At 64.4% G+C, this 24,601-nt stretch carries 23 protein-coding genes and 1 pseudogene; 13 read left to right on the forward strand and 11 right to left on the reverse strand.

The annotated features are described in order from the left end of the window. Window positions 1–139: 139 nt before the first annotated feature. Window positions 140–1,402 carry an ROK family transcriptional regulator gene (locus tag F8G81_RS22955; protein ID WP_267276914.1) on the reverse strand — a complete coding sequence of 421 codons (1,263 nt, stop codon included), beginning with the start codon at window positions 1,400–1,402 and terminating at the stop codon, window positions 140–142. Between the two features lie 289 nt (window positions 1,403–1,691). On the opposite strand from F8G81_RS22955, the pseudogene F8G81_RS22960 reads away from it, so the two are divergent. Both F8G81_RS22960 and F8G81_RS22965 read left to right on the forward strand, forming a co-directional pair. Then, a pseudogene (locus tag F8G81_RS22960) lies at window positions 1,692–2,448 on the forward strand (class I SAM-dependent DNA methyltransferase). A 186-nt stretch (window positions 2,449–2,634) separates the two neighbouring features. Then, window positions 2,635–3,042 (forward strand): hypothetical protein, encoded by a 408-nt coding sequence (locus F8G81_RS22965; RefSeq protein ID WP_267276915.1) that lies wholly within the window; start codon window positions 2,635–2,637, stop codon window positions 3,040–3,042. A gap of 238 nt (window positions 3,043–3,280) precedes the next feature. On the opposite strand, the gene F8G81_RS22970 is transcribed toward F8G81_RS22965, so the two are convergent. From F8G81_RS22970 to F8G81_RS22980, 3 genes are all read right to left on the reverse strand, one after another. Beyond that, the gene (locus F8G81_RS22970; protein WP_267276916.1) at window positions 3,281–3,754 is read right to left on the reverse strand and encodes a hypothetical protein; all 474 of its coding nucleotides are present in this window, start codon (window positions 3,752–3,754) and stop codon (window positions 3,281–3,283) included. A 20-nt stretch (window positions 3,755–3,774) separates the two neighbouring features. After that, window positions 3,775–5,064: a serine/threonine-protein kinase gene (locus F8G81_RS22975; RefSeq protein WP_267276917.1), complete on the reverse strand. Its 1,290-nt coding sequence runs from the start codon at window positions 5,062–5,064 to the stop codon at window positions 3,775–3,777. 65 nt (window positions 5,065–5,129) lie between these two features. After that, window positions 5,130–5,585 (reverse strand): hypothetical protein, encoded by a 456-nt coding sequence (locus F8G81_RS22980; protein WP_267276918.1) that lies wholly within the window; start codon window positions 5,583–5,585, stop codon window positions 5,130–5,132. Between the two features lie 180 nt (window positions 5,586–5,765). Here F8G81_RS22980 and F8G81_RS22985 point away from each other — a divergent pair, with 180 nt between their 5' ends. Further along, on the forward strand, window positions 5,766–6,002 hold the full coding sequence (locus F8G81_RS22985; RefSeq protein ID WP_267279339.1) for a hypothetical protein: 237 nt from the start codon (window positions 5,766–5,768) through the stop codon (window positions 6,000–6,002). Window positions 6,003–6,125: 123 nt separating this feature from the next. Here the strand turns inward: F8G81_RS22985 and ligM (F8G81_RS22990) are convergent, their stop codons facing one another. Together ligM (F8G81_RS22990) and F8G81_RS22995 are read right to left on the reverse strand one after the other, a co-directional pair. Beyond that, window positions 6,126–7,577, reverse strand: a complete 1,452-nt coding sequence (ligM, locus tag F8G81_RS22990) for a vanillate/3-O-methylgallate O-demethylase (RefSeq protein WP_267276919.1) — start codon at window positions 7,575–7,577, stop codon at window positions 6,126–6,128. A gap of 41 nt (window positions 7,578–7,618) precedes the next feature. After that, a complete protein-coding gene (locus F8G81_RS22995) occupies window positions 7,619–8,971 on the reverse strand; it encodes an aminomethyl transferase family protein (protein ID WP_267276920.1) in 1,353 nt (450 codons plus the stop codon). A gap of 209 nt (window positions 8,972–9,180) precedes the next feature. On the opposite strand from F8G81_RS22995, the gene F8G81_RS23000 reads away from it, so the two are divergent. From F8G81_RS23000 to F8G81_RS23045, 10 genes are all read left to right on the forward strand, one after another. Beyond that, window positions 9,181–9,912, forward strand: coding sequence for a PIG-L deacetylase family protein (locus F8G81_RS23000; protein WP_267276921.1), 732 nt, complete (start codon window positions 9,181–9,183; stop codon window positions 9,910–9,912). Then, on the forward strand, window positions 9,909–10,658 hold the full coding sequence (locus F8G81_RS23005) for a 4-carboxy-4-hydroxy-2-oxoadipate aldolase/oxaloacetate decarboxylase (RefSeq protein WP_267276922.1): 750 nt from the start codon (window positions 9,909–9,911) through the stop codon (window positions 10,656–10,658). The genes F8G81_RS23000 and F8G81_RS23005 overlap by 4 nt, the downstream gene beginning before the upstream one ends. After that, window positions 10,645–11,724, forward strand: a complete 1,080-nt coding sequence (locus F8G81_RS23010) for a 4-oxalomesaconate tautomerase (RefSeq protein ID WP_267276923.1) — start codon at window positions 10,645–10,647, stop codon at window positions 11,722–11,724. Before F8G81_RS23005 ends, F8G81_RS23010 begins: the two co-directional genes overlap by 14 nt. A 61-nt stretch (window positions 11,725–11,785) precedes the next feature. Then, complete coding sequence (locus F8G81_RS23015; protein ID WP_267276924.1) at window positions 11,786–12,739, forward strand: VOC family protein; 954 nt, start codon at window positions 11,786–11,788, stop codon at window positions 12,737–12,739. A 45-nt stretch (window positions 12,740–12,784) separates the two neighbouring features. After that, window positions 12,785–14,278, forward strand: coding sequence for an aldehyde dehydrogenase family protein (locus F8G81_RS23020; RefSeq protein ID WP_267276925.1), 1,494 nt, complete (start codon window positions 12,785–12,787; stop codon window positions 14,276–14,278). Window positions 14,279–14,365: 87 nt separating this feature from the next. Continuing rightward, the gene (locus F8G81_RS23025; protein WP_267276926.1) at window positions 14,366–15,640 is read left to right on the forward strand and encodes an MFS transporter; all 1,275 of its coding nucleotides are present in this window, start codon (window positions 14,366–14,368) and stop codon (window positions 15,638–15,640) included. Between the two features lie 133 nt (window positions 15,641–15,773). Next, complete coding sequence (locus tag F8G81_RS23030; RefSeq protein ID WP_416377080.1) at window positions 15,774–16,667, forward strand: methylenetetrahydrofolate reductase; 894 nt, start codon at window positions 15,774–15,776, stop codon at window positions 16,665–16,667. Between the two features lie 10 nt (window positions 16,668–16,677). Continuing rightward, window positions 16,678–17,550 (forward strand): formyltetrahydrofolate deformylase, encoded by an 873-nt coding sequence (gene purU / locus F8G81_RS23035; protein ID WP_267276927.1) that lies wholly within the window; start codon window positions 16,678–16,680, stop codon window positions 17,548–17,550. Window positions 17,551–17,629: 79 nt separating this feature from the next. Continuing rightward, entirely contained in the window at window positions 17,630–19,042 is a 1,413-nt protein-coding gene (gene ligM / locus F8G81_RS23040) for a vanillate/3-O-methylgallate O-demethylase (protein ID WP_267276928.1), read from the forward strand. A gap of 64 nt (window positions 19,043–19,106) precedes the next feature. Continuing rightward, window positions 19,107–19,727, forward strand: a complete 621-nt coding sequence (locus F8G81_RS23045; RefSeq protein WP_267276929.1) for a PadR family transcriptional regulator — start codon at window positions 19,107–19,109, stop codon at window positions 19,725–19,727. A 69-nt stretch (window positions 19,728–19,796) separates the two neighbouring features. On the opposite strand, the gene F8G81_RS23050 is transcribed toward F8G81_RS23045, so the two are convergent. The 5 genes from F8G81_RS23050 to F8G81_RS23070 are packed head-to-tail and all read right to left on the reverse strand — an operon-like array spanning window position 19,797 to window position 24,492. Next, entirely contained in the window at window positions 19,797–21,053 is a 1,257-nt protein-coding gene (locus tag F8G81_RS23050; RefSeq protein WP_267276930.1) for an ABC transporter substrate-binding protein, read from the reverse strand. After that, a complete protein-coding gene (locus F8G81_RS23055; RefSeq protein ID WP_267276931.1) occupies window positions 21,050–22,126 on the reverse strand; it encodes a branched-chain amino acid ABC transporter permease in 1,077 nt (358 codons plus the stop codon). Before F8G81_RS23055 ends, F8G81_RS23050 begins: the two co-directional genes overlap by 4 nt. Further along, window positions 22,126–23,007: a branched-chain amino acid ABC transporter permease gene (locus tag F8G81_RS23060; RefSeq protein WP_267276932.1), complete on the reverse strand. Its 882-nt coding sequence runs from the start codon at window positions 23,005–23,007 to the stop codon at window positions 22,126–22,128. Before F8G81_RS23060 ends, F8G81_RS23055 begins: the two co-directional genes overlap by 1 nt. Window positions 23,008–23,012: 5 nt before the next feature. Next, entirely contained in the window at window positions 23,013–23,723 is a 711-nt protein-coding gene (locus tag F8G81_RS23065) for an ABC transporter ATP-binding protein (RefSeq protein WP_267276933.1), read from the reverse strand. Next, entirely contained in the window at window positions 23,710–24,492 is a 783-nt protein-coding gene (locus tag F8G81_RS23070; RefSeq protein ID WP_267276934.1) for an ABC transporter ATP-binding protein, read from the reverse strand. Before F8G81_RS23070 ends, F8G81_RS23065 begins: the two co-directional genes overlap by 14 nt. Window positions 24,493–24,601 lie beyond the last annotated feature (109 nt).

Raw genomic sequence — 24,601 nt, forward strand, 5'->3', positions numbered from 1 at the left:
CGACCCGGACAAAATCTACATAATCTATCTCTTATTTCAACCATTAGAATAACTGTGGAAACCGTTCCTGGGAAGGCATCTCCCAGTCTCCGGCTGACGTTTCAGCTGCGAATCCGCCGCCGGCGTTTTCCCAGGTCCCTTATTCCGCGCCTGCCGGAAGTTTCGCGCCCCGCCGGGTGGCTCCCGGCCCCGTGCGTCCCCGGCTGGGCACCCCCACCTGTTCCAGGAAGCTTTCCAGCGCCAGCGTGGCCATGCCCAGCGTGACGGAATTTCCCGCCACCGTGGACAGTCCCACCTGGACGGCCCGGCCGGCGCTGGGCAACATCTCCTGTGACAGGTGCTTCTCCGTGACGTCCAGGAGTTCTTTGCCGATGCTCCCTGCTGTCCAGCCCAGGACGCTGACGTGGTCCGGGTTGATGAAATTGATCAGGTTGCCCAGGGCCGCCGCGAAGTAGCGCCCGGTGACTTCTATGAGTTCCAGGCAGTCGGCATCGCCGTCGGACAGCCCCTTGGCGACATTTGAAACGAACTCGCGCTGGCGGTCACCCGTGAGCAGATCGTGGGAGGCATTGATTTCGGCCATGGTCTGCTGCAGGCCAGGGACGCCGAGGTAGGCCTCCACGCAGCCTCTGCGGCCACAGCGGCACAAGCGGCCGTCGAAGACCAGGGTTGTGTGGCCCCACTCACCGGCAGTGTTGCTGGCTCCGCGAACCAGTTCACCGTCGATTGCCAGGCCTGCCCCCACGCCGGTCCCGAGGTTGACGGTGGCCACGTTGTTCACCAGCCGGCCCGCGCCAAACCAGAGTTCGGCGATGGCGATGGCGCGCAGCGGGTTGTCCACGTCCACGGGAAGCCCAATGGCCTCCGCCAGCAGCGACTGGATCCGGACTTCATGCCAGTCCCAGTTCGGCGCGAAGACGGACACACCGCGCTCCGGGTCCACCTGGCCGGGAAGGCTGACACCCGCCCGCAGGAGCCTCTCCCGGGTGATGCCGGCGTCCACTGCGGCTTGTTCGATCACGCCCGCCACGTGCCTGACAAGGGCGGCGGGCTCGTTTTCCTCGATGGCCAGTTCGCTCTCGGCCTTGCCGATCACACCGAGGGCGAGATCGTAGATGTCCACGTGGATGTAGGTTTCAGCGACGTCCACCCCCACCAGGGCCCCGCGTTCCGGGGAGATTTTCAGCCGGGTGACGGGCCGCCCTCCCCCCGAGTCCTCCCTGCCGGCCTCCACCAGCACCCCCACCTCGATCAGTTCCCCGACGATGTTGGAAATGGTGGCGAAGCTCAGGCCCGTGGCGGCCGCCAGCTCCTGCCGGGTGGCGGTGCGCAGTGAGTACAGGCCGCGGAGAAGCGCGAAGCGGCTCTCGTTGCGGATGTCCCTGGAGGTTCTCTTCGGCATGGTCTGTTTCTACGTTCGGTAAGGGTCAGCTGTACGCCCGTTGGCACAGCAGGGAGTCAAGCCTGCCCGCGGTGGTTCCGCGGCTTTCAAGCAGCAGCGGGAGCCTGGCCTGCGGTTTCATCATAGGCGCCGGGAGCCAGATGACGCCGGGGATCCCCTCCGCGCATTGAAGGCACACCAAAACGTGTTCCGTGCGAACCCGCCGGCTGTAAGGCAGGTTTTGGCGATGTGGACGGCCTACTTTGAGTGCCTGTAGATGCCTGGCCCAGTCGGATGGAATAGTGGCGGGATGACTAACCAGCAACAGCTCTGGGACGACGAGACAGCGAAACAGTACGACACCCCGGGAGAGGGTATGTTCGCGCCGGAGGTACTGGCCCCCACGGTGGAGGTGCTGTCACGCCTGGCAGGCGATGGTCCGGCTGTTGAGTTCGCCATCGGCACGGGCCGTGTCGCCATCCCCCTGTTGGAAGCAGGGGTCAAGGTCAGCGGAATCGAGCTGTCCCACGCGATGATCTCCCGGCTGCGGGAAAAGGTCGGAGAGGACAGGATTCCCGTGGTCCAGGGGGACATGACGGAGGCAACGGCGGGTGGGGGGCTTCTCGCTTGCGTTCCTGGTGTTCAACACCATCTCCAACCTCCTGACGCAGGAGGATCAGGTCCGCTGTTTCCAGAATGCCGCCCGTCATCTTGCCCCGGGCGGGCACTTCGTCATTGAGCTCTGGGTGCCGCAACTTCGTTCCCTGCCTCCTGGACACGGCGGAACGGTGGAGGTGAGCCAGCCAGGCTATCTCCTGGTGGATACCTATGACGTGCTGCACCAGCACGTCATCTCACACCACGTGCAGTTCGGCCCGGAACTGTCCGACGGGCGGGAGGCCAGGATCGGGCGGACACCACACCGCTACATCTGGCCCAGCGAGCTCGACCTCATGGCGCGGCTTGCCGGGTTTGAGCTGGAATCCCGGTGGGCGGACTGGGACCGCAGCGAGTTCACCGCAGAATCCCGCAGCCACGTGTCGGTGTACCGGCTCACTACACGCTGAAGGATCAGTGACGTTCCGGGCTGCTCGACGTCATCGATGCAGAGATTAAGGAGGCCCCTGCAGAGCCCCCTATTTGCCCCCTTTCGTGGCCGCAGGGACGGCGCGGGTCTTATCCTGAGGTTAACGACGGGCTCCCCCGCTGGGACGGGGACAACGGCCGGCATTGCGGTTGACCTTGGAGCGAGCGTGACCCCAACTCAAGAAATACAGGCCATTTTCGATTCTTTCGACGTGCCGCTGAGGTACCGCCGGGATCCCCGCTTGCTGCAGACGGCGCAGGAACTTACAAAGATCGGCGGGCCTGTGGCGCACAGCCCCCGCCTCTTGCCGCACGGTCCATGGCTGCGGCCTCCCGGATCGGACACGGGAGGATCGGTAGTGGAAAACCGGGTTGTCATGCAGGAAATCTTCGCGAACCAACTCCGTAACCGGTTGAACGAGCTGACGGGTTCGGGGAGGTCTTTTCCTGCCCGCACGCCGGCGTGGCTGCCGCTGCGAGGTTCACCGCTCCCGGTCTTGCACACTCCCAAAGCAGGGACACGGCGTCGCGGGCGGGGTTCCACACTGGTAGCCGGTGCCGGCCAGATCTTCTGACCTGCTTGGTTGGACAACGCCCGTCTGCTTGAGCGCCGCCCCACCACCGCTGCCCGTCAGTCCCCAGCGAAGGACGGGTCCCGGCCGGTCACGTCCGTAGCGGAGCTGTATGTTCCAATCCCCGCCGCAGTGTGTTGCCGACGCAATATTTGCACGGAGTTCTCAAGACAGTGATGGCAACAGCTCAAGTTCCCCTCAAGACTGTGGTGCCCAAAGTGCGAAGGGACGTAACCAGGGGTCAGTCGTCCTTCCCTTTATTTTTGTTTTCGTCCTTGCCGTCTTCGGTTTTTCCATCCTCGTCCTTGTCCTTGCCCTCATCTTTCTGGGGTCCAGGAGAGGAGACGGATGGGCTGGGTGTGGGGCGTTCGGCAGCGGCAATGGCGGCTTCCAGGTCGGCCCTTACCTTTGCAAGTGCCGCTTCAATCCGGGATCGCCTCTCCTGTGACACGCGTCCCTGGCCTCCGGCAGCCTGCACATCCTTGCCGAGCTGCTCCAGTTCAGCCACGGCACCATGAAACTCCTGTTCAGCGGCCATCTGCTTCGCTGCGACAACCCGCGCCTGGAACTGTCCAGCCGCCTCGCCGTCCAGCTCGGGTACACCGGTGCACCCAGCCAAGAGGGCGGCGGCCAGCAAAAACATGGCGGTTCGGCGAAGGAAACGGCGTCTGCGGGGAGGAACGACGGGCCCCAGTCCTGAGTCGGGAACCAACATGTTGCTATTTTGTACGCCGGTCATGGCTTGACGCTCTCTTCCAGTTCCTTGAAGTGCTCGCCCATCTGCCCTGGAATGACCGGATCGGGAGCATTTGCAGGGCCAGGATCTGACGAAGGCACTGAATTCAGCAGCACAATGGCGATGAAGACAGCCACGGCCACAACCAACGCCCCGAGGATCCACAGTTGTTGGCGGCCGGTGTTGCGGAGCAGCTTTCCCCAGCGCCGCTGCGGACCCTGCTCCCGGGGGACGGCTGCTGGCTTGCGCGTCGGCGGCTGGGGAGAAGCCGGACGCCAGGACGTGGCGTTGGTTATCTCGCTGCTTGCAAGAGCGGGCAGCACTCCTCCTTCCCAACCACCTGGCGCCGCCGCAGGGCTCTGCCCTTGGCTGGCGCCCAGGACCAGGGTCCCCTGCGGACCCGGTGTTTCCACCGCATCCGCAGGATCCATAGGACCGGACAGCGTGGCCCAGTCCCCGCCGTCGTGCAGCGCCGTGGCGATTGTTCCTGCATCAGGTCTCATCGCGGGGTCGCGTGCGGTCATCGCGGTCAGCAGCGGTTTCCACCGGTTGCCCAATTCAGCCGGCACAACCGGGGACCTGGACAACCGGGCCACGGCCGCCTCAAGGGGAGGCCCCGGAAATTCAACCTTCCCGGTCAGAGCCTCCAGCAGAACCAGGCCCAGTGAGTAAATATCGGCAGGCGGACCTACGGGCTCCCCGCTGGCCTGTTCGGGGCTCAGGTAAGCGGCTGTACCCGGAATCATGTTGGTGGCTGTGTGCCGCGTCCCGTCCAGCATCCGGGCAATGCCGAAGTCCGCCAGCTTGGCCCGGACTGTTGCATCAGAGCCGTAGCGGGCCAGCAGGATATTGGCCGGTTTAACATCACGGTGCACCACCTCGTGGTGATGGATGTATTGCAGCGCCTCAGAAAGCTCCGCCCCTATCCGTGCTGCTTCCATCCCCGTCAGCGGCCCCGCCTTCAAATGACGGTGGAGATCGACCCCCGGGATCAGCTCCATCACCAGGAAGGGAACGTCCCTCTGACCCTGGACAAGGGAGCCGGCATCGAACAGTGTCACCAAGCCATGATGGTTCAGCCGGGCAAGCAAACGAACTTCGCTTTGCTGCCTGCTCAGCTCAGCCGCATCCGCAACGTCGGCACGGAAAATCTTCAGGGCCACATCACGGCCCAGCGCCAGATCGGTGCCGCGGTACACGGTGCCCATCCCGCCCTGGCCCAGTACGTCACCCACCCTGTAGCGCTCCTGCAGTACTGTTCCCTGCATTCCGGTATCAGTGTCCTTCACTGGCGGCCACCTTCCGTCAGCATTGATTCTAGAGGCCGGCAGCAGTGTGGAAACCCGCCTCTGCGCTAGGGGCGGGCAGACCGGGCCTCCGCTGCGGCGATGAGCTTTTCAGCTTCCGCCAGGATCCGGTCCACAACTGCCGGACCATCCCCGGCCCGTTTGTCGGCGCGTCCGTCGGGCCGAAGCCCGGAGGCACCTGCCCCGGTGGAGAGCCGTGCGAGTTCCTGGGTCTGGATCCCCACCGCCAGGGCACTCATCAGGTCAGCGTCCTCCGCCGTGGCCAGGTCGCTGCCAACCAGCTGGACCAGCACGCGCATCCCCGCGAGGCGCCGTTGGGGATCAGCGTCGTTCAACGCCGAGTCGATGGCCCACTGCGCGCGTTTCCACCACTGGTCCCGCCTGTCCGCGTGCGCCTTTTGCCGGTAGGTCAGGTAAGCCACCAGGACCACTCCGAACGTGGCCAGCGGTGCTATCGCGGACACGCCCAGCACAGCGTTCCAGATCACGTCGAGGATCTTCATGCACCTACTCTAGGCAGGCGCATCGCCGCAGGGCCGCTGACCCACCCACGAGGCAGAAACAGGGCTGGTTCAGAGAACTAACCGGGACCTAACCGTGAGGAAACGCGGCTGCAACATTGCCCCGCCACACTGGAAGGGCCGGCAAGAGCAGGCACCAACTCCAGCTCAGGGGGCCACGTGATGTTGAAGGAAGCCAAAACCCATGTAACCAGAGTCCGCGCCCTGGACCAGCTCCACCGCGGTGACGAAATCGAAGCCCGCCTCTCCGTGGGCCCCAGCTACGACGACGTGGTGATCCGCCGCGGCCGCGTCCAGGAGACGGCGCCAGGCATCGGCGTCGTCTGGATCATGGACCGCCACACCGGCCTCCGCAAAGCCATCAATGCCGACGAGTGCAGCGTCTGGCGGGTGGCCTGAACCGCCCTGCTTCACCGGCACATTTGCCACCGGCACCATTTACCCCAGGCGGGCGTAGTCAGTAAGGACTGCCCGCCGCCCGGAATGCCGGCAGCTTCGCCGGCGCCACTACCCGTATCTTCCTCACATGACCGGACCGGTGCCGCCGTCGGCCCCTCGGTTTCCGGCACCGGCAGCGGCGGCGGTCCGCCAGCCGCCGTGGTATTCGGTGCGGGCAGTGACGGCGTAGGGCGCGGGGCTGACCACGGCGCGCACACTGATCTGCTGGTGTGGTTCCACCGTGGTCTTCCTGCTTCCACCGTCGGGTTCGCCCCAGATCACGTGGACCTCCGTGCCGATTTCGACGTTGGCATCCACGGTGGCCAGGGACAGCCCGCGCCGTTCGTTGGCGGTGACGCCGGTGAAGAGCGAGAGCCCAACCCCGGTCCCGTCGGCGTCCACCACGGAGTCATAGTTCGATGATCCGTAGTTCGCGTTGGGCACGTCAAAGAACTGGTATCCCACGCTGTCGCGGTCCAGGAAGGAGGCCCAGATCTTCGCCAGGTCCTCATCGTTCCAGGCCAGCGTGACCTTCTTGCGCTGCTTGGCAGGATCAATCTTCTCGAGGGCGTCACGGCCAATAAAGTCATGGTCAAACTTCACAAACGAGCCATAACCGAGCTCCCACGGGGTTAAGTAGTAGTCCTCGATGTTCTGCGACACAAAGGAGCCGGCGAGCGCATTGATCGCTTCATAACTCGTGGCGGGCAGCCATTCACGGTAGCTCCGTTCAGCCTCGCTGCTGTAAATCGCGGGCAACGGCGACGGGATCCAGCCGGATTCCAGGGTGTTCGAGGAGTAGGCGCGTGACCCGCACGGTTCAAGACCGAACTCGGCGCCAGCCTCCAGCACGGCGTCACGGATCTTCCCGTGCTGCTCATAGGGCCCCCAGATCTCCAGCCCGGGGGCGCCTGCCATGCCGTGGCGCAGCGTACGCACCTGCTCCCCGGCAATACCGAGGTGGCCCATGTGAAAGAACCTCACCTGCTCGAGTCTTCCCTTGTTGAGCTTCTCGATGATCTGCCAGGCGTTGGGGCCCTGGATCTGGAAGCGGTAAAACTCGCGCCTGACCGCCTGGCCATAAGGGCGCGACGGCGACCTGTCGTCATACCTGCACTCGACGTCGTACCCTCCCGTCTCGGCGTGGAACTGGAGCCAGTTGGCGGTAGGGGCGCGGCCGACGTAGACGAATTCGTTCTCGGCCAGGTGGAAAAGAATGCCGTCGCCGATCACGCCGCCGTTGGACGCCGTCGGCACGAACTGTTTTGCCGTGTTGACGGGGAAGTTCGCGAAGCTGTTAATTCCTGTATCGGACACGAGCTTGAGGGCGCCGGGGCCGTTCATAAAGAAGTTCACCATATGGTGCGACTGGTCATAGAGCACGGCGGTCTCGCGCCAGGCCCGCTGCTCGCGCCGCCAGTTGGTGAACTCGGCCGGGACCACCGGGTAGATATAGGTGCCAAGTTGTGAGTTGCGCAGGAGTTCGACGGTGTTGCCTGCCTCGTCGAGAACATCCTGCAAGGTCTTCTGCGCCATGAGATTTCTCCTTCGGATCGGTCCGGCTCTGGCCCGCGCCCTCAGGCGGCGCGGTAGCTTTCGCGTGCAAATTGCACGAAGGGGGCGGGGGCAACAGTGGCGCGCATGGCAACCTGCCGGTGCGGCTCCACCTGGAGCTTGGACGAATTGGGCTCCTCACCCCAGACGACGGTGACCTCCGTGCCGGTTTCGGCAAACGCCGGGTCAACGCTGGCAAGCGAAACAAACGACTGCTCATTGGTGATGTAACCACAGTCGAAGGACTGCCCAATAATGGCACCCTCGTGGAGCACGCTGTCCACCTGATAGAGGGCGTACCGCGCCTTTGGCAGGTCGATGTACTTGGCCGGGAGGCCCGGGCGCAGGAGCGAGCCGATGGCCTCCTGGACGTCATCGGGGTTCCAGACGAGCGTGACTTTGCGGCGGCCCGAATCCTGCGGAAGGGCCTCGAGCGTGTCACGCCCGATGAAGTCGTGGTCGAACGCCACTGCACGCCCGTAGTCCAGGTCATAGGGTGTCAGGTAGTAATCCTCGATGTTGGGCGAATTGAAGCTGCCGCCGAGCGACCCCGCCGCCGCTGCGGGCAGCCATTCCCGGTAGGCCCGCAACTGGCCATCCGAGAAGATTGCGGGCACCGGCGAGGGCACCCATCCCGATTCAAGGTTGGCTGTTGAGTAGGCCTTGGCACCAACCTGTGTCAGGCCGAGCCCGGCACCGGCTTCCAGCAATGCGTCCCTGACCCGCACGCCGTCAGCCCATGGGCCGAAAAGCTCGTAGCCCGGCTGGCCGGCCATCCCGTGCCGGATGCCGCGGACCTCAAGCCCGGCAATCCCGAAACGGCCCATGTGGAAGAAGCCGATCTGCGGCACCGGACCGCCGATGAGTTTCTCCACGATCTCCGGTGCTGTTGGTCCCTGGAGTTCATATCTGAAGAGCCGGGGGTCGCCGGGCCGGACGATGGAATTCCCGTCCCGCTCAACGTCCACATCGTGTGCGCCTGTCTCGGCGTGGAACTGCACCCAGTCGATGGCCATGTGATGCCCCACCAGGTTGTAGGAGTCCACGTCGAGGTGGGCCAGGATGGCGTCGCCAATGAGGTAACCCTGGTGGTTCACGGCGATGAACTGCTTGGCGCGGTCAACCGGGAACGTTGCAAATGAATTAACGGCCAGGGTGCTGAGCAGGCGTTCGGTGCCAGGCCCTCGAAGGAAGAGATCGGTCATGTGGTGTGACTGGTCCAGCAGTGCGCAGCCCGTCCGCCATGATTGCTGCTCGGACCGCCAATTGCTGAATTCCGGCTTGACCGGGAAAACGGTGGGTGACGCCGTTGAGTTGCGCAGCAGTTCGACCGGAGAGCCCGGCCGATCGATCGCTTCCTGCAAGGTCTGCGTCACGCTGACTCCTTTGTCCACTGATTAGTTTGGCCACCGGGAAGGCCAGGTTCGCGCGGGCGAATCAACCTGTGGCAGTAACTGTGGCAGCAACAAATATGAGGATCAGGATTGGTAACAAAATTGTAGCCGATGTCTTGACCGCAGTACCAGAGAGTGGTTGTCTGGCAAGAGGATGCGGAGATGGGACAGCAGTCCGGGAGGGACCCATCATGGCCAATGCAGGCACCGTGCTGGTGGTAAGCGCGCACGCCGGCGACTTCGTCTGGCGGGCCGGCGGCGCCATTGCCGCCGCCACCGCCCGAGGTGATCGCGCCGTCGTCGTCTGCCTCTCCTACGGCGAGCGCGGCGAGTCAGCCAGCCAGTGGCTGGCGGGGAAATCACTGGACGAAATCAAGGCCATCCGGCGCGGAGAGGCCGAGGCCGCCGCCGAGGCCCTGGGTGCCGAAATCGAATTCCTCGACGCCGGCGACTACCCCCTCCTGCCGAGCCGGGAACTGCTGGATGAGCTGGTGCGGATCTACCGCCGGGTCCAGCCCACCGTTGTGCTGACGCATCCGCTGCTGGATCCCTACAACGGCGACCACCCGGCAGCCGGAAAACTGGCAATCGAAGCCAGGATCCTGGCCCAGGCCATTGGTTACGAGGCTCCGGGCGAAGTGCTGGGTGCACCGCCCGTGTTCTTCTTCGAGCCGCATCAGCCCGAACAGTGCGACTTCAAGCCAGATGTCCTGCTCGACATCACCTCCGCTTTCCCCGCCAAGGAGAAGGCAATGAAGTGCCTGCCCGCCCAGCAGCACATGTGGGACTACTACACCTCCCTTGCGGTGCGCCGCGGGGTCCAGGTGAAGCGCAACGCCGGCCCCAACCTCGGCCTGCCGGTTGACACCAAGGGAGAGGCGTACATGCGCTATTACCCCCAGGTCACCGAGGTCCTCGAATGAAGACCGTTGTGGTCACTGATGTCCCGCGGGCGGATGCTTCCGCCATAGACGCGCTCGGATCGCACGGCGTCGCGACGGTGCACGAAGCTATGGGTCGCACAGGACTGGTGGGTGCCTCGCTCCGTCCCATCCAGGAGTCGGTCCGGATTGCGGGTTCTGCGGTCACCGTCCTCTGCTGGCCGGGCGACAACCTGATGATCCATGCTGCGGTGGAGCAGTGCCGGGAAGGTGACGTGCTGGTGGTGACCACGGCGTCCCCCTCGCTTGACGGCTCGTTTGGCGAACTGTTCGCCACAGCTCTGCAACAGCGCGGAGTGCGGGGGCTGGTGACAACCGGCGGGGTCCGGGACGTGGCAGACCTGCGGGCCATGGGGTTTCCGGTTTGGTCTGCCGCGGTCAACGCCCAGGGGACGGTCAAGGCCACCGCAGGCTCAGTGAATGTGCCCATCACGGTGGGCGGCACGGTGGTGCGCCCGGGGGACGTCGTCGTCGCTGATGACGACGGCGTACTGTGCGTGCCGCGCGCGGACGTCCAGTCTGCCCTCGAAGCGGCCGATGCGCGGGTGATGAAAGAGGCGGAGTCACGTGCGGCCTACGTCGCCGGCGAGTTGAGCCTGGACCGCAACCGGCTCCGCGGCGTCTTGGAGGACCTGGGCGTACGCTATGTGAGCGCTGCTGAATACTACGCGGCAGAAGCCGCTGAGCACAGAGCCGCAGAATCCGGGGCGGATCATGGCCGGGGTTGAGGGAATCCCCTGCCTCTATATGCGTGGGGGCACGTCCAAGGGTGCGTTCTTCCTCGCGGCGGACCTCCCGGCTGACCACGAGGAACGTGACGACCTGCTCCTGCGCATCATGGGCACGCCGGATCCGCGCCAGATCGACGGGCTGGGCGGTGCGCATCCGCTCACCAGCAAGGTGGCCGTCATCTCGCCATCCCCCGACGACGGCGCCGACGTCGACTATCTTTTCCTCCAGCTGGGCGTCGACAGCGCCTTTGTGACCGACCGCCAAAACTGCGGCAACATCCTGGCCGGCGTCGGTCCGTTCGCGGTGGAGCGCGGCCTCGTTCCGCCCGGCAACGGGCATACCGACGTCCGCATCCGGATGGTCAATACTGACAGCCTGGCCACGGCCACGTTCGCCACTCCGGACGGGCAAGTGGACTACGACGGCGACCTCGAGATCGACGGCGTCCCCGGTACGGCGGGAGCGATCAGGCTCAACTTCGAGGGGACAGCCGGATCCTCCACCGGGGCGCTCTTCCCGTCCGGCAGCGTGCTGGACCGGGTTGCCGGAGTAGACGCCACTTGCGTGGACAATGGCATGCCCACCGTCCTGATGCGCGCCGCCGACCTCGGGCTGACGGGCGGCGAATCACCTGAGGAGCTGGAGGCCGACGACGATCTGGCAGACCGCCTTAGGGCGATCCGCCTTGAAGCCGCAAAAGTGATGGGCATGGGCGATGTCTCCGATGCCACCGTGCCAAAGCTTGTACTGCTGGCCCAGCCCAGCGCAGGCGGCGCCATTGCCACCCGCAGCTTCCTGCCAGTGCGGGTTCACACCTCAATTGGTGTGCTGGGGGCTCTTACAGTAGGCGCGGGAGTGCTGGCAGAGGGATCAGTGGGCCACGGACTCGCTGCCTTGCCCTCCCGCGGCGATCCGCTGCGTATCGAACATCCCACCGGCCATTTCGACGTCGACATTGCGGTCGAGTCAACTCCGGACGGGTTCACCGTCACCAAATCGGCAGCCCTCCGCACGGCGCGGAAGATTTTCGACGGGCGTGTCTTCCCGCGGCCACGCCTGTGAAAGCGAGTGTGCCTCTGAAAGCGACCCTGGCTGTGAAAGCGATTCTGGAGAGGACAAGTCAATGACCGAGTACACCTCATTCGACGTCGGCCACGTGGGGAACGTGGAGTTGCTGACACCCACCTTCGATAAGAGCCTGTGGTTCTTCCGCGACCTGCTGGCCATGCGTGTTGTCGCCGAGGCCGGCGATTCGGTATACCTGCGCACGTGGGACGAATATCAGCTGTACACGCTGAAGCTCACCGCATCCGCCGAGGCAGGAGTAGGCCGGACGACGTTCCGGGCAACCAGCCAGGAGGCTCTTGAGCGGCGGGTGGCTGCCATCGAAGCCACTGGCCTGGGCATCGGCTGGGTGGAAGGGGAAGTGGGCACGGGCCCCGCCTACGCTTTCCAGGATCCTGACGGGCACGACATGGCTATCTACTATGAAACCGAGCGGTACGTGGCCACCGACGACAAGCCCGCCCTGAAGAACCAGGCCTCCGCGTTTCCCGGCCGTGGCGTCAACGTCAGGCGGCTGGACCACATCAATTACCTCGCCAAGGATGTGGTGGCCAACGGAGAATTCGTGGCCACAGCCCTGCGGGGACGCGAAAGTGAACGGATCAAGCTGGACGACGGCGGATATGCCGCCTGGTGGTTCCACTTCAACAACAAGTCCTACGACATCGTGTACTCCGACGACTGGTTGAAGCACGGCAACCGGCTGCACCACGTCGCGTTCGCCCCCGACACCCGGGAGGACATCCTCAAGGCAGCCGACATCTTCCTCGAGAACGGCATCCACATCGAGTCAGGCCCCCACAAGCATGCGATCAACCAGACCTTTTTCCTCTACGTCTGGGAGCCCGGCGGCAACCGCATCGAACTCGCCAACGCCGGCGCGCGGCTCCTGCTGGACCCCGACTCCCCGGTGGTGGAGTGGACCCAGGAAGAGCGCAAGAAAGGGCAGGCCTGGGGCATGAAGACCATCGAAACGTTCCACACCCACGGAACACCCGTCGTCCACCAGTGACGCCGTAGGAGAACCTGCAGTACTCATTTAGAGAGGTGCGAAGCCATGACCGACACAGTGAACACTTCAGCGCCGGTGACCACCGGCCTGTACATCGGAGGGGCCGAGCGTCAGGCCGCCGCCACCCTGGAGGTGGTCGATCCGGGCAAACCGGGCGCCATCGTGGGGCATGCGGCAGCGGCGGGCCCGGGTGACGTTGACGACGCGATTGCCGCGGCCAAGGCGGCCTTCCCCGAATGGTCTGCACTGAGCGCACGGGAACGCGCCGACCAGATGCGCGCCGCCATCGAGGGAATCGCCGACTTCCGTGATGAAGATGCCGCCATCCTGTCCCAGGAGAACGGGAAGATCCGGATGGAGGCGTGGATTGACTCACTGGTGTTCGAGCTCCGGTGGAACCTTGCACTGGAGCTGGCGGACGAAGTGGACGCGACCAAAGTCCTTCCCCCGGCGCCAGGGATCCCCGTATCCACCACGGTGGAGTACCAGCCGCTGGGCGTGGTGACGGTCATCGTGCCGTTCAATTGGCCCATCGCGATCCTCGGGGCATCGCTGCCACATGCACTTCTGGCCGGCAACACCGCCATTGTGAAGCCACCGCCCACCACTCCGCTCGCCACCACCCGTGTGGTTCAGAGAGTCGCGGAGAAGCTTCCGCCCGGCGTGCTCAACATCGTGACCGGCAAGGACGCGGACATGTCGGCTCTCATCACAAGCCCCGATGTTGCGAAAGTCTGCTTCACGGGCAGCGTCTCCGGCGGCAAGCGCATCATGGAGATGGCCTCCAAGTCCCTGACCCGGGTGACGCTGGAATTGGGCGGAAACGACGCTGCCGTGGTGCTGGAAGATGCCATCCTTGATGACGCCCACCTTGACCGTCTGTACGCTTCAATCTTCGACACCACCGGCCAGATCTGCATGGCCGCGAAACGGGTTTTCGTCCACCGTTCGCGCATGGATGAGCTGGTGGCAGGACTGTCGGCCCGGCTCGACAAAGCCGTTGTCGGTTACGGATTGGACGAAGGCACCACCATGGGACCGCTGCACCAGCCGGCCCAGAAGGCTTTCGTCGCGGAGATCATCGAGGAGGCAAAGGAAGCGGGCGCCGACGTCAGGGAGTTTGGGACGCTGCCCTCAGATCCGGACCTTCGGAGCGGCAACTTCCTGCGGCCGGCGCTGGTGATCAACCCGGATCCGTCGCTGCGCGTTGTTACCCAGGAGCAGTTCGGCCCGGTGATTCCGCTGATCCCGTTCGACACGGAGGATGAGGCCATCCGTGCCGCTAACGATTCCTGGTCAGGGCTTTGCGGCTCGGTCTGGACGGCCGATCCGGAGTCGGCCAACCGCGTGGGCGGACGGCTGGTCTGTGGCTACGTCTGGGTGAATGACCACGGCGCCACGCGGCTGGACCTGCGTGCTCCCTTCGGGGGAATGAAGCAGTCCGGCATGGGCCGGGAGCAGGGCATCGAGGGAGTGCGTGCCTTCCAGGACACCCGCTCAATCGCCCACCTCGATCCCGATGCCCTGGCCGCGGGCTGATTCGATCGGAGGCCAGGAGGAGCCGGGGAAGTAGATCCGCCGATCGCGAATCCCGCGACGCCGGGAGGTTACGGGGAAGGTGCGGGGATGCCACCATCAGAGCAGGTAAGGCATCCCCGTCTCCTCCTTTTCGCCGCCGTGCTGCTGACAGCAGCCAACCTGCGCTCCACGATCACCGGCGTAGGGCCGCTTCTTGCGCAGATCTCGGCGGATCTGGGAACCACTGAGGCTGCCCTGGGGCTGCTGGCCGCCATCCCCCTGATTGCCTTCGCGCTGGTCTCACCCTTGGCTCACGCCCTCGGCATGCGCTTCGGCATTTCGGCCGTTGTGTTCTGCTCCCTGATCGCGCTCGGGGCCGGCACCGTGTGGCGCTCTCTCCCGGGAACGAGCCTGAACCTGTGGGCCGGAACAGTCCTGACCGGAGCATCCCTCGCCGTCGCCAACGTCCTGCTCCCGGCGGTGATTAAGCGTGAATTTAGCGACCGCCTGGCGGTGGTGACGGCACTTTTCACCGCCTTCCTCAGCGGCACGGGAGCGCTGGCCTCGGGGATTGTGGTTCCGGTCTCGCAGATCCCTGCCGGCGACGGAGTAGTTGGCTGGTCCGGTGCGCTGCTGTTCTCGGGATCACTGATTCCACTCGCAACAGTGGTCTGGCTGGCGGTCCTGATGCGAAGGCGGGGAGGAGAACCCCTGCCCACCTTGGGGCCGGGTACCGGAGGGCCGCATGCCGTGGCGTCAACCGCGAAACCGGAGCCAGCACCAGGTGGCCGCTGGGGCGTGTGGGGAGACCCAGTGGCTTGGCAGGTGCTCTCATACATGGGGTTCCAGGCAATGACGTTCTACATGATGGTCACGTGGCTTGCACCGCTGGCACACAGCATCGGGCGTTCGGAGGTGGTGGCCGGGATAGACGTGATGGTGCTCCAGGTGAGTTCGCTCGCGGGTTCACTTGCGGTCCCGCTGATGCTTCGCGGGCGTTTGGCGCGGTGGACACCCGCCGTCATCCCGGTGCTCGGCCTGGTGGCCATCACGGGGCTCATTATCGCGCCGGTGCTTTTCGCGGGTTGGGTGATCCTTTACGGCCTCTCCTCGGGGGCATCTCTGGCGATGTCCTTCAGCCTGTTCGGGCTCCGGGCACGCACCTCCGGGGCTGCGGGGCGGCTGTCGGGCATGGCCCAGTCAGGCGGCTATGCCATTGCTGCTGTGGGTCCCGTTGCCTTTGGCAGCCTGCTTTCGCTCACCGGAGGGTGGCTTGTGCCTCTGCTGCTCGTGGAGCTCGCCCTCGCAGCACAGCTCGCCGTCGGCTTCTTCGTCGGGCGGGAACGGCATGTGATGCCGGCGTCCAGCCATCCCTCCGGCTGAGGTCCCTGTCCGGCTGGCTTCCTTATCCGGCTGGGTTTCATCCGACAGATACCTATGGACAGTACCTATATCCATAGGTAAAATTTAAGACGTAGCAGGTGCAACGGGGGGCCCAATGAAGGGACGTGGCATTGTGACTAAAACCACTCACACGATCAACCGCGCGGCTTCCCGCGAACTCATGAAGGACTTCTCCCTGGAGATGACGGGCAAGGACGTCCCTTCCCTCCTTGAGGCCAGGCCGCTCATTCCCCTTGGCACGAGAATCAACGTGACCTTCCTGGGAAACGAAGACCTTGAGATGCGTGTGGCCGCCGCCAAGTCGGTCCGGGAGATGGGCTTCGTTCCCGTACCCCACATCTCGGCCCGGCGGCTGGAGTCCGAGCAGCGGTTCAGGGAGTTCCTCAGCCGGCTGCAGGACGTTGACGCGGCGCAGCATATTTTCGCCGTCGGCGGTGATCCCGCCCAGCCCGAGGGTCCCTACAGCGATTCGCTCTCGCTGATACACAGTGGCATCCTGCAGGAGTTCGGAGTCCGCGAAGTCGGAATCGGAGGGTACCCCGAAGGTCATCCGGATATCCGGAAGGACGTCCTGTGGCGCGCGCTTGAAGACAAGTCTGCAGCGCTCCGGGACCAGGGGCTTGACACTGTCATCCTCACCCAGTTCGCGTTCGACACCGAACCTGTGGCCGAGTGGATCGGGGAGGTTAGGGCCAGGGGCATCAACGCTCCAATCCGCGTCGGAACACCTGGACCGGCGGGGATCAAGCGCCTCCTGGGCTTTGCCCGCCGCTTTGGGGTCGGCGCGAACGCCATGATCGTGAAGAAGTACGGATTCTCACTCACCAACCTCGTCGGCGAGGCCGGGCCCGACAACTTCGTCAACGACCTTGCCGCAGTTCTCGCCGATCAGCCCGCGCGCAAAGGCCCTGGCCTCCGCGGACAGGTAGGGCTGCACTTCTACACCTTCGGCGGACTGGCGGAGACGGCGGGCTGGGCCCGCCGGTTCACGGGCCGGCAGGAGTGAGGCGGCCCCGATGGCTCTGCACAGCCAAGCGCAGAGGGACCAGGCCTGCCTGATTGTCCATGGCCCCGATCGGCCGGGGATCGTCTCCGCGGTTGCGGCCGTGGTCACCCGAAACCAGGGAAACATTGTCTCCCTGGACCAGCACTCCAGCGACCCCACCGGGGGCGACTTCTTCCAGCGGATCGTCTTCAGCCGGGCTGACCTTACAGTTGCCCTGCCCGAGATCGAGGCAGACCTCGCCAGGACGCTGGAGTCGTTGGGGCTGGCCTGGAACCTCACCGACCGTTCTGTTCCCAAGCGGATGGCCATCCTGGTCTCCACGTCAGACCACTGCCTGCTCGAACTGCTGTGGCGGCACCGCCGCGGCGAGCTGCATGTCATCATCCCGATGGTTATTTCCAACCACACCAACACCGCCGAGGACGTCCGCTCGTTCGGTGTGCCCTTCTTCCACGTGCCGTCCGTTGGCAGTGACAAGTCGCACGCCGAGGCCCAGATTCTGAAGCTGCTGGAGGGCAATGTGGATTTTGTGGTTCTGGCACGCTACATGCAGATCCTGTCACCTGAGTTCCTCGACCAGGTTGGCGTGCCGCTGATCAACATCCACCACTCCTTCCTGCCCGCGTTCATTGGCGCGGCCCCCTACCGCAAAGCCAAGGAGCGCGGCGTGAAGCTGATCGGGGCAACCTCGCACTACGTGACCAAGGACCTGGATGAGGGGCCCATCATCGAGCAGGACGTCGCCCGGGTGACACATGCCCACAGCGCCACTGATCTCCAGGCCCGCGGCGCGTATGTGGAACGTGCCGTCCTTTCAAGGGCCGTGGAATGGCACGCCGATGACCGGGTCATCCGGCACGGCAACCAGACCATCGTCTTCTGACTTCCCGCAGCCAACATCGCAAGCCAACATGCCAACCACAACGGATCCAAAACAACCGATACAGAATGAGAGGTTCATCGTGGCACCGAAGAATCTGCAGGAAGTCCTCGACTCGTCCAGCGGCGCAGTGGATTTGCTCCGCAACTCACAGATCGGGTCCTACATCTACCCCGTTGTTCCGGCCGACTTCCAGAACTGGATCAAGGAGCAGACCGCGTGGCGCTCGACGGCCGTGCTCTTCGACCAGTCCCACCACATGGACAACCTGTTCATGAAGGGCCCGGACGCGATCAAGCTGATCTCGTCAACGGCCATCAACTCCACCGCGGTGTTCCCCGTCAACAGGGCCAAGCAGTACGTCCCCACCACCGAATCCGGACACGTCATCGGCGACGGCATCCTCTTCCGCCTTGCCGAGGAGGAGTACGTCTACGTGGGGCGCGCACCGGCCGCCAACTGGCTGCTTTACCATGGCGAGACCGGCGGCTACCCAAACCTGGAGATGACCATTGACCGCCGTTCGCCGTCCCGGCCCTACGGCCAGCAGGTCACCCGCCAGTACTACCGTTTCCAGATCCAGGGGCCGAACGCCTGGCAAGTCATCGAAAAGCTGAACCGAGGCCCGGTGGAGCAGCTGAAGTTCTTCAACATGTCCACCATGACCATCGAAGGAACAAACGTCCGTACCCTTCGCCACGGCATGGCGGGCGCTCCGGGTCTTGAAATCTTTGGGCCCTATGCCGACCACGGGCGTATCAGGGACGCAATTATGGAAGCCGGCGCCGACTTCGGGCTGGTGCCCGTCGGTTCGCGCGCCTATCCATCCAACACCCTGGAGTCCGGCTGGATTCCGTCGCCTTTGCCGGCCATCTACTCGGGCGAAGCGGAGCGCGGCTACCGCGAGTGGCTTCCCGCGGACGGCTACGAGGCCACCGGAACGCTCGCGGGATCGTTCGTGTCCGGGAACATCGAGGACTACTACCTGACTCCCTGGGAACTTGGCTACGGCACGTTTGTGAAGTTTGACCATGACTTCATCGGCCGCGATGCCTTGGAGCGGATCGACCAGGATACCCAGCGCAAGAAAGTCACCCTGGCCTGGGATGGCGACGACGTCACGTCGATCTTCGCATCGCTGTTCAAGGGGGAAGGACCGAACTACAAGTTCTTCGACCTGCCCCTCGCCAACTATGGTTCGGCGAACTATGACTCTGTCATCGACGCGGACGGCACGGTGGTGGGTTACTCCATGTTCACCGGCTACAGCGCGAACGAGCGGCGCGCGCTCTCGCTCGCAACCATCGACCCCAACGTGCCCGAAGGCACTGAACTGAGGGTGGTGTGGGGAGAGCCCGACGGCGGCACCGCCAAGGCGGCAGTGGAACCGCACGTTCAAACCGAGGTAAGGGCGGTGGTCAGCCCCGTGCCGTACTCCGCCGTCGCCCGCGCCAGCTACCGTGGCGGGTGGCGGACCAACTATAAGTCCGCCTAGTCTGGAGGCCGGGCCCGGGGGCGGCAGCGCCCCCGGAACCGTCCGGTTACTGAAGGAGTGCTGCATGAGCCTGCGATACGCGCTGCTTGCCTTGCTTCGCGTGGGCCCGCTCTCCGGCTACGAACTGCAGAAGCAGTTCTCCATGTCGGTGGGTCACGTGTGGCATGCTCCCGACTCGCAGATCTACCCCGAGCTTCGCAAGATGGAAGCTGAGCACCTTATCGAGGGTGAGGAGCAGCCACGGGGCCAGCGTGCCACCAGGCGCATCTATCATGTGACCGACGCCGGGGAGCAGGCCTTCCTTGCCTGGATGCACACACCCCTGGAGTACGCGCGCGTCCGGGACCCGGCCCACCTCCGGGCCGCCTACCTTGAGGCTGCGACTCCCGAGGCAGCACGGGAATTCTTCCGTTCGCACATCGTGCAGTGGGAGAGCGAACTTGCCCAGTGGGAGGGCGAACTCCTGCGGATCGCTGAAATCGCCAACCCGATGCTTCTGCGGCGGCTGGCAGTCACAGCACCGGAGGACCGCGAGCGGACCATCGCGTTCAAACGGTTTACGTACGAGGGCCTTGTTGACCGGGCCCGGGGCGAAATCGCGTGGGCAAAGCGCGGACTCAAGCTGATCGATGAGCTGGCAGACGCGGACGGCGTCTGGGCTGACCCGAACGCCGCCCGCGTCTAGTCCTGGTTCTGTGCTGAAATGAAGGACCAGTGCTGGAATAAGGGCTAGTGCTGGAATGATGCCGTGCGGCTAGCCGAACTTCTCAACCGTGCCGTAACCCCTCCCGTCGAACTTCTGCACGAGAACCGAAGATACCGCCGGCTGGCCGTCGGCAGTGGTGTCCACCGCCGTGCCTTCCAGCATCAGTGGAGCCTGCAGGCCCTTGATGTCCCGCAGCTTGGCCATAAAATCCTCACGCGTTGGTTCGGTCATCTTCTTGAAGGCTTCCTCGAGGGTGGCTCCCACCATGTAACTCCACATGCAGTGCGGGAACGCCGGCATGTCCGGGTAGTTACCGTACTGCTTGAGGTCCGCCAGGAACTTCACGACGTCCTCGTCCTGGGCGAACGCCGGGCTCTGAGGTGCCTTGGCAAAGGACACTGAGTAAATGCCCGGGTATGCCCCCGCACCACCGGGCTGGAGGATCGCCGTCGGGCTTGATGTATTGGACGGGAGGAACCAGCTGGGCTTCCAGCCGATCTGCTGCGCCTTCTGGAGCGATGAGATCACCAGCGGAGTGATGGACATTGCGTTGAAGAAGACATCCGCGCCTGACGCGGCGAGCTGGGTGAGCTGGGCATCCACCGAGGTGTCAGTCGCTTCGTACGTCAGTTCTCCCACCACCGAGACATTGGATGCATCCTTGACGGCATCCTTGAAACCCGAAACGTAACCCTTGCCGTAGTCGTCATTCTGCGACAGGATGGCCACCTTGTGCTGATTGCCCGACTCTGCCAGCAGCTTGCCGAAGGCAGATCCCTCATTCTGGTAGATCGGCACGAACCCCAGCTGCCACGGGCTCTCATCCCGGTCGCTGAACAGGGGGTCACCGGTCATGACCAGCACCTGGGGGACCTCCTGGCTGATGGCGGCATCACGGAAGGCGCGGTTGGTGGGAGTACCGAGGCCGGATGTGACGGCAAAAACGTTGTCGGACACCATCTGCTGGAAGTTCGACAGCGATTTCTGCGGATCATATCCGTCGTCGTAAGACTTGATGTCGACTTTGCGCGTCTTGCCGTCGCCGAATTTCACGCCACCGGCCGCATTCACGGAGCCGAAGTAGGCTGCGAGGCCCGCTACGGTACAGGTTCCGGGCCCGGCTGTGGGGCCGCTGAGCGGGGTGGTGACACCCAGTGTGATCGCGGTGTCAGTGATGCCCGGGCTCGCCCCGGAGCCGTTACCCTGTCCGGCACCGTCACGGGCGCAACCTGCAAGGGAGAGCGCGATGATCGACGCCATCGCGACGATACCGAGGACCCCGTCTGGCTTTTTTCTAATCTTCATGATCGATCTTGCCTCTCTGTTTTTTCGAGTCCCTCCGGCGCGGCCGCAGGAGCAGGCTGATGCACAGGAGAGTTCTGCGGGGGATTCCCCGATGGTGTGGAGCGGGCGGGGCGCCGGCGGGAGAGCCGGCGGATCACTCGTGGAAGACTGACCAGTCCCTGGGGCAGCAGGAAAAGCACCACGAGGAGGATCGCGCCCTGGCTGATGGCGGTTAAGTTCGGATCGATGGCGTTTGTCAGCTGCGGAACGAAAACGTAGTAGGCGCCGCCGATCAGCGCGCCAATGATGCTCCCCGCGCCGCCGATGACCATCGCGGCCACCAGGCTGATGGAGTGGCCGAAGCTGAGGGTCTCGGGCGAGGTGTACTGCACCGCTGCAAGGTAAAGGAAGCCGCTCGCCCCGCCGAATATCGAAGCGACCGTGAACGCGAGTACTTTGGTACGGTACGGCGAGATACCCATGGACGCGGCAACGGCTTCGTTTTCCTTCACCACACCGAACGCCCGGCCGTACTTGCCGCGCACCAGGCTGCGGCCCAGCAGGAACGCGCCCACCGTCACCAGCAAGACGATGTAGAACTGCCATTGGTCGTTGTACAGCCCCGACCAGTCCGGCGCATCCGTGAATCGGGCCGAGGTCCCCTGGGAGCCGCCGGTGAACTCATCAAGGCGTTTGGCCAGCGGGACGCCGACAATCGGCAGGGCGATGGTGACCATGGCGATCGCCAGGCCACCAAGCCGGGCTGCGGCCAAAGCCACCAGCAGCCCAACGATGCCCGGAACAACGCACGCCGCGACGAACACCAGGATGATGTTCCAGTCGTGGTTGACTCCGTAGGCGGTGACATAGGCCCCGAGCCCGACAAAGAAGATCTGCCCAAGGTTCACTTGCCCGGTGTAACCCATGACGATGTTCAGGCCCAGTACCGCCACCGCATACACGCCGATACGCACCAGCGTCTGGTTCGCAAACGCCGGAAGGATGAGCGGGGCAACGATCAGGGCGATGGCCACTACCGCCGTCAGGATGACGCGGGTAGATCTCTTCGCCAGGACGGAGGACATGGCAGGCATCAGACCCTCACCACAACCTTCCGTCCGAACAGGCCCTGCGGCCGGATGACGAGGATGACGAAGATCAGCACAAACGGCACGGCGATCTTGAGGTCATGGCCGATCAGCGGCACGTAAACGGCCACGAGGTTTTCAAGCACGCCGATCGCGGAAGCGGCCACCACACATCCGATCGGGCTGCTGAGGCCGCCCAGGATCACTGCGGCGAGTGCGTAGACGAGTGCCGTATCGAGCATGCCGGGGGTGAGGGTCAGCTGTGGAGCGACGAGGACGCCGGCGATCGCGCCCAGAACCGCGGCGAGGCCCCAGCCCACCATCAGGAGCCGGCCCACGGCCAGGCCCGAGAAGGCGGCGGAGGCCGGGTTGTCCGCAACGGCCCGCAGCGCGAGCCCCAGCTTGGTCCGCAGGAAGAGCACCTGCAGAACCACCATGATGGCCACAATGGTCACCGTTGTTGCGAGCGACCGGACACTCACCACGGCGCCGAGGATCTCCACGCTGGTCAGCGGGAAAAGAGAAGGGAACGCCAGGTTGTTGTAGCCCCAAAATATGGCGGCAATTCCGGTGACCAGGCTCAGCAGGCCGATGGTAACCACAACGGCGGTGTCGGGATCGCCGCCTTCGAACCTGCGGACCAGGAACCTCTCGATCACTGCGCCGATAACGAACGAAATCACCACCGCCGCCAGGATGGCGAGCACCAGCGGCAGGCCCAGCCGGGTGAAAGCGTAGGCGATGTAGGCGGACAGCACGGCCATGCCGCCCTGGGCGAAGTTGATCAGGCCGGTTGCCTGGTTCACGAGCACGATCGCAAGGGCCAACGCCGCGTAGATTGAGCCGGTCGAGAGCCCGTCCACCACAAGTTGGATAAAGGTGCCCATGTCATTCAGCCCCCCAGGTAGGCACGGCGGATCTCGTCCATGCCCTTAAGTTCGGCCGACGTTCCTGTCAGCACGTTGCGCCCTGTTTCGAGCACGGTGGCAGTATCAACCAGCGAGAACGCGAGATTGGCGTTCTGCTCCACCACCAGCATGGCGATGCCTGACTCGAGCCGCAGCCGCCTGATTGCCTGGTACACCGTCTTGGAGGTGCTCGGGGCAAGTCCAAGGGACGCCTCGTCTAGCAGCAGCAGCTTGGGCTTGGCCATAAAGGCCCTGGCAACGGCAAGCATCTGCTGCTCACCGCCCGAGAGTGAAGCCGCGCGGGAGCCCACCCGGTCCTGCAGCTGCGGGAACAGGTCCAGGCAGTACTCAATATCGCCAGCGATCGCTTTCCTGTCCTTGCGGAGGTAGGCCCCCACCAGGAGGTTCTCCCGCACGCTCAGCTGGCCGAGGGTTCCGCGGCCCTCCGGAACATGGGCGACACCCAGTGATGCCACCTGGTCGGGGCGCAAACCGCGGATGTCGCGTCCCTCGAACCTGATCCGACCACCGGTGCGCACTGTGCCGCTGATCGCGCGCAGCGTCGTCGTTTTGCCTGCCCCGTTCGCGCCGAGGATCCCCACCGAGCCGCCCTCGGGCACGCTCAGCTCCACCCCGTCGAGCACCTGGACAGGCCCATAGGACGCGGTCACACCGGCAAGTTCAAGTAGCGTCATCCGCCGCGTCCTTCCCAATGTAGGCCTCGATCACCCGGGGGTCGGACTGCGCCTCGGCAGCAGTGCCCTCCATAAGCTTGCGTCCGTGGTCCAGCACCACAACCCGGTCGGTGAGGGCGGAGATAAGCCCCATGTGGTGCTCGACGATGATGATGGTGATGTCCTGCTCGGCCCGGAGCCGCCGCACGGTCTTAATGAATTGCTCCACTTCGCCATGCGAGAGTCCCGCGGCAGGCTCATCGAGCAGCAGAAGCGCCGGCTTGGAGAGCAGCGCACGCCAGAGCTCCACGCCTTTATGCAAGCCATGCGAAAGCTCCCCGGCGGGCAGATTCGAGGCCCAGCCCAGCCCGGCACGGTTGAGCAGTTCGAGTGCCTCCGCGCGGATTCCTTGCTCGGCCCGCACCGTGAACGGCAGCCGCAGCGACCAGGCAACAGGCCCGCCGGGGAGCCTGATGTGCCCTCCGAGCAGCACATTCTCCAGAACTGTGGCGTTCAACTCCAATGCGGGTTGCTGGAAAGTGCGTGCCAGCCCCAGCCGCGCCAGACGGTAGGGGGCACTGCCCAGCACCTCTGTGCCACTGATGGTGATCGATCCGGCATTGGGCTTGTAGTGTCCGCTGATGCAATTAAAGAGCGAGGTCTTGCCGGCGCCGTTAGGGCCCACCAGGCCGAAGATCACACCCGGCTTGACGTCAAAGGTCACATCCTGCAGAACCTTGACGCCGCCGAAGTGCAGGTCCACTCCTTTGAGGCTCAGGCTTGCGGCCACCACCTCTACCTTCCTGTCGCATCATCGCTCGGGATCGGCGCGATCGCTGACGATCGCTCAAAATCGACGCTACGGATCGGAAACGAAATTGTCAACGATATTGGGAGCG

Source organism: Arthrobacter sp. CDRTa11 (assembly GCF_026427775.1).
Lineage (GTDB): Bacteria > Actinomycetota > Actinomycetes > Actinomycetales > Micrococcaceae > Arthrobacter.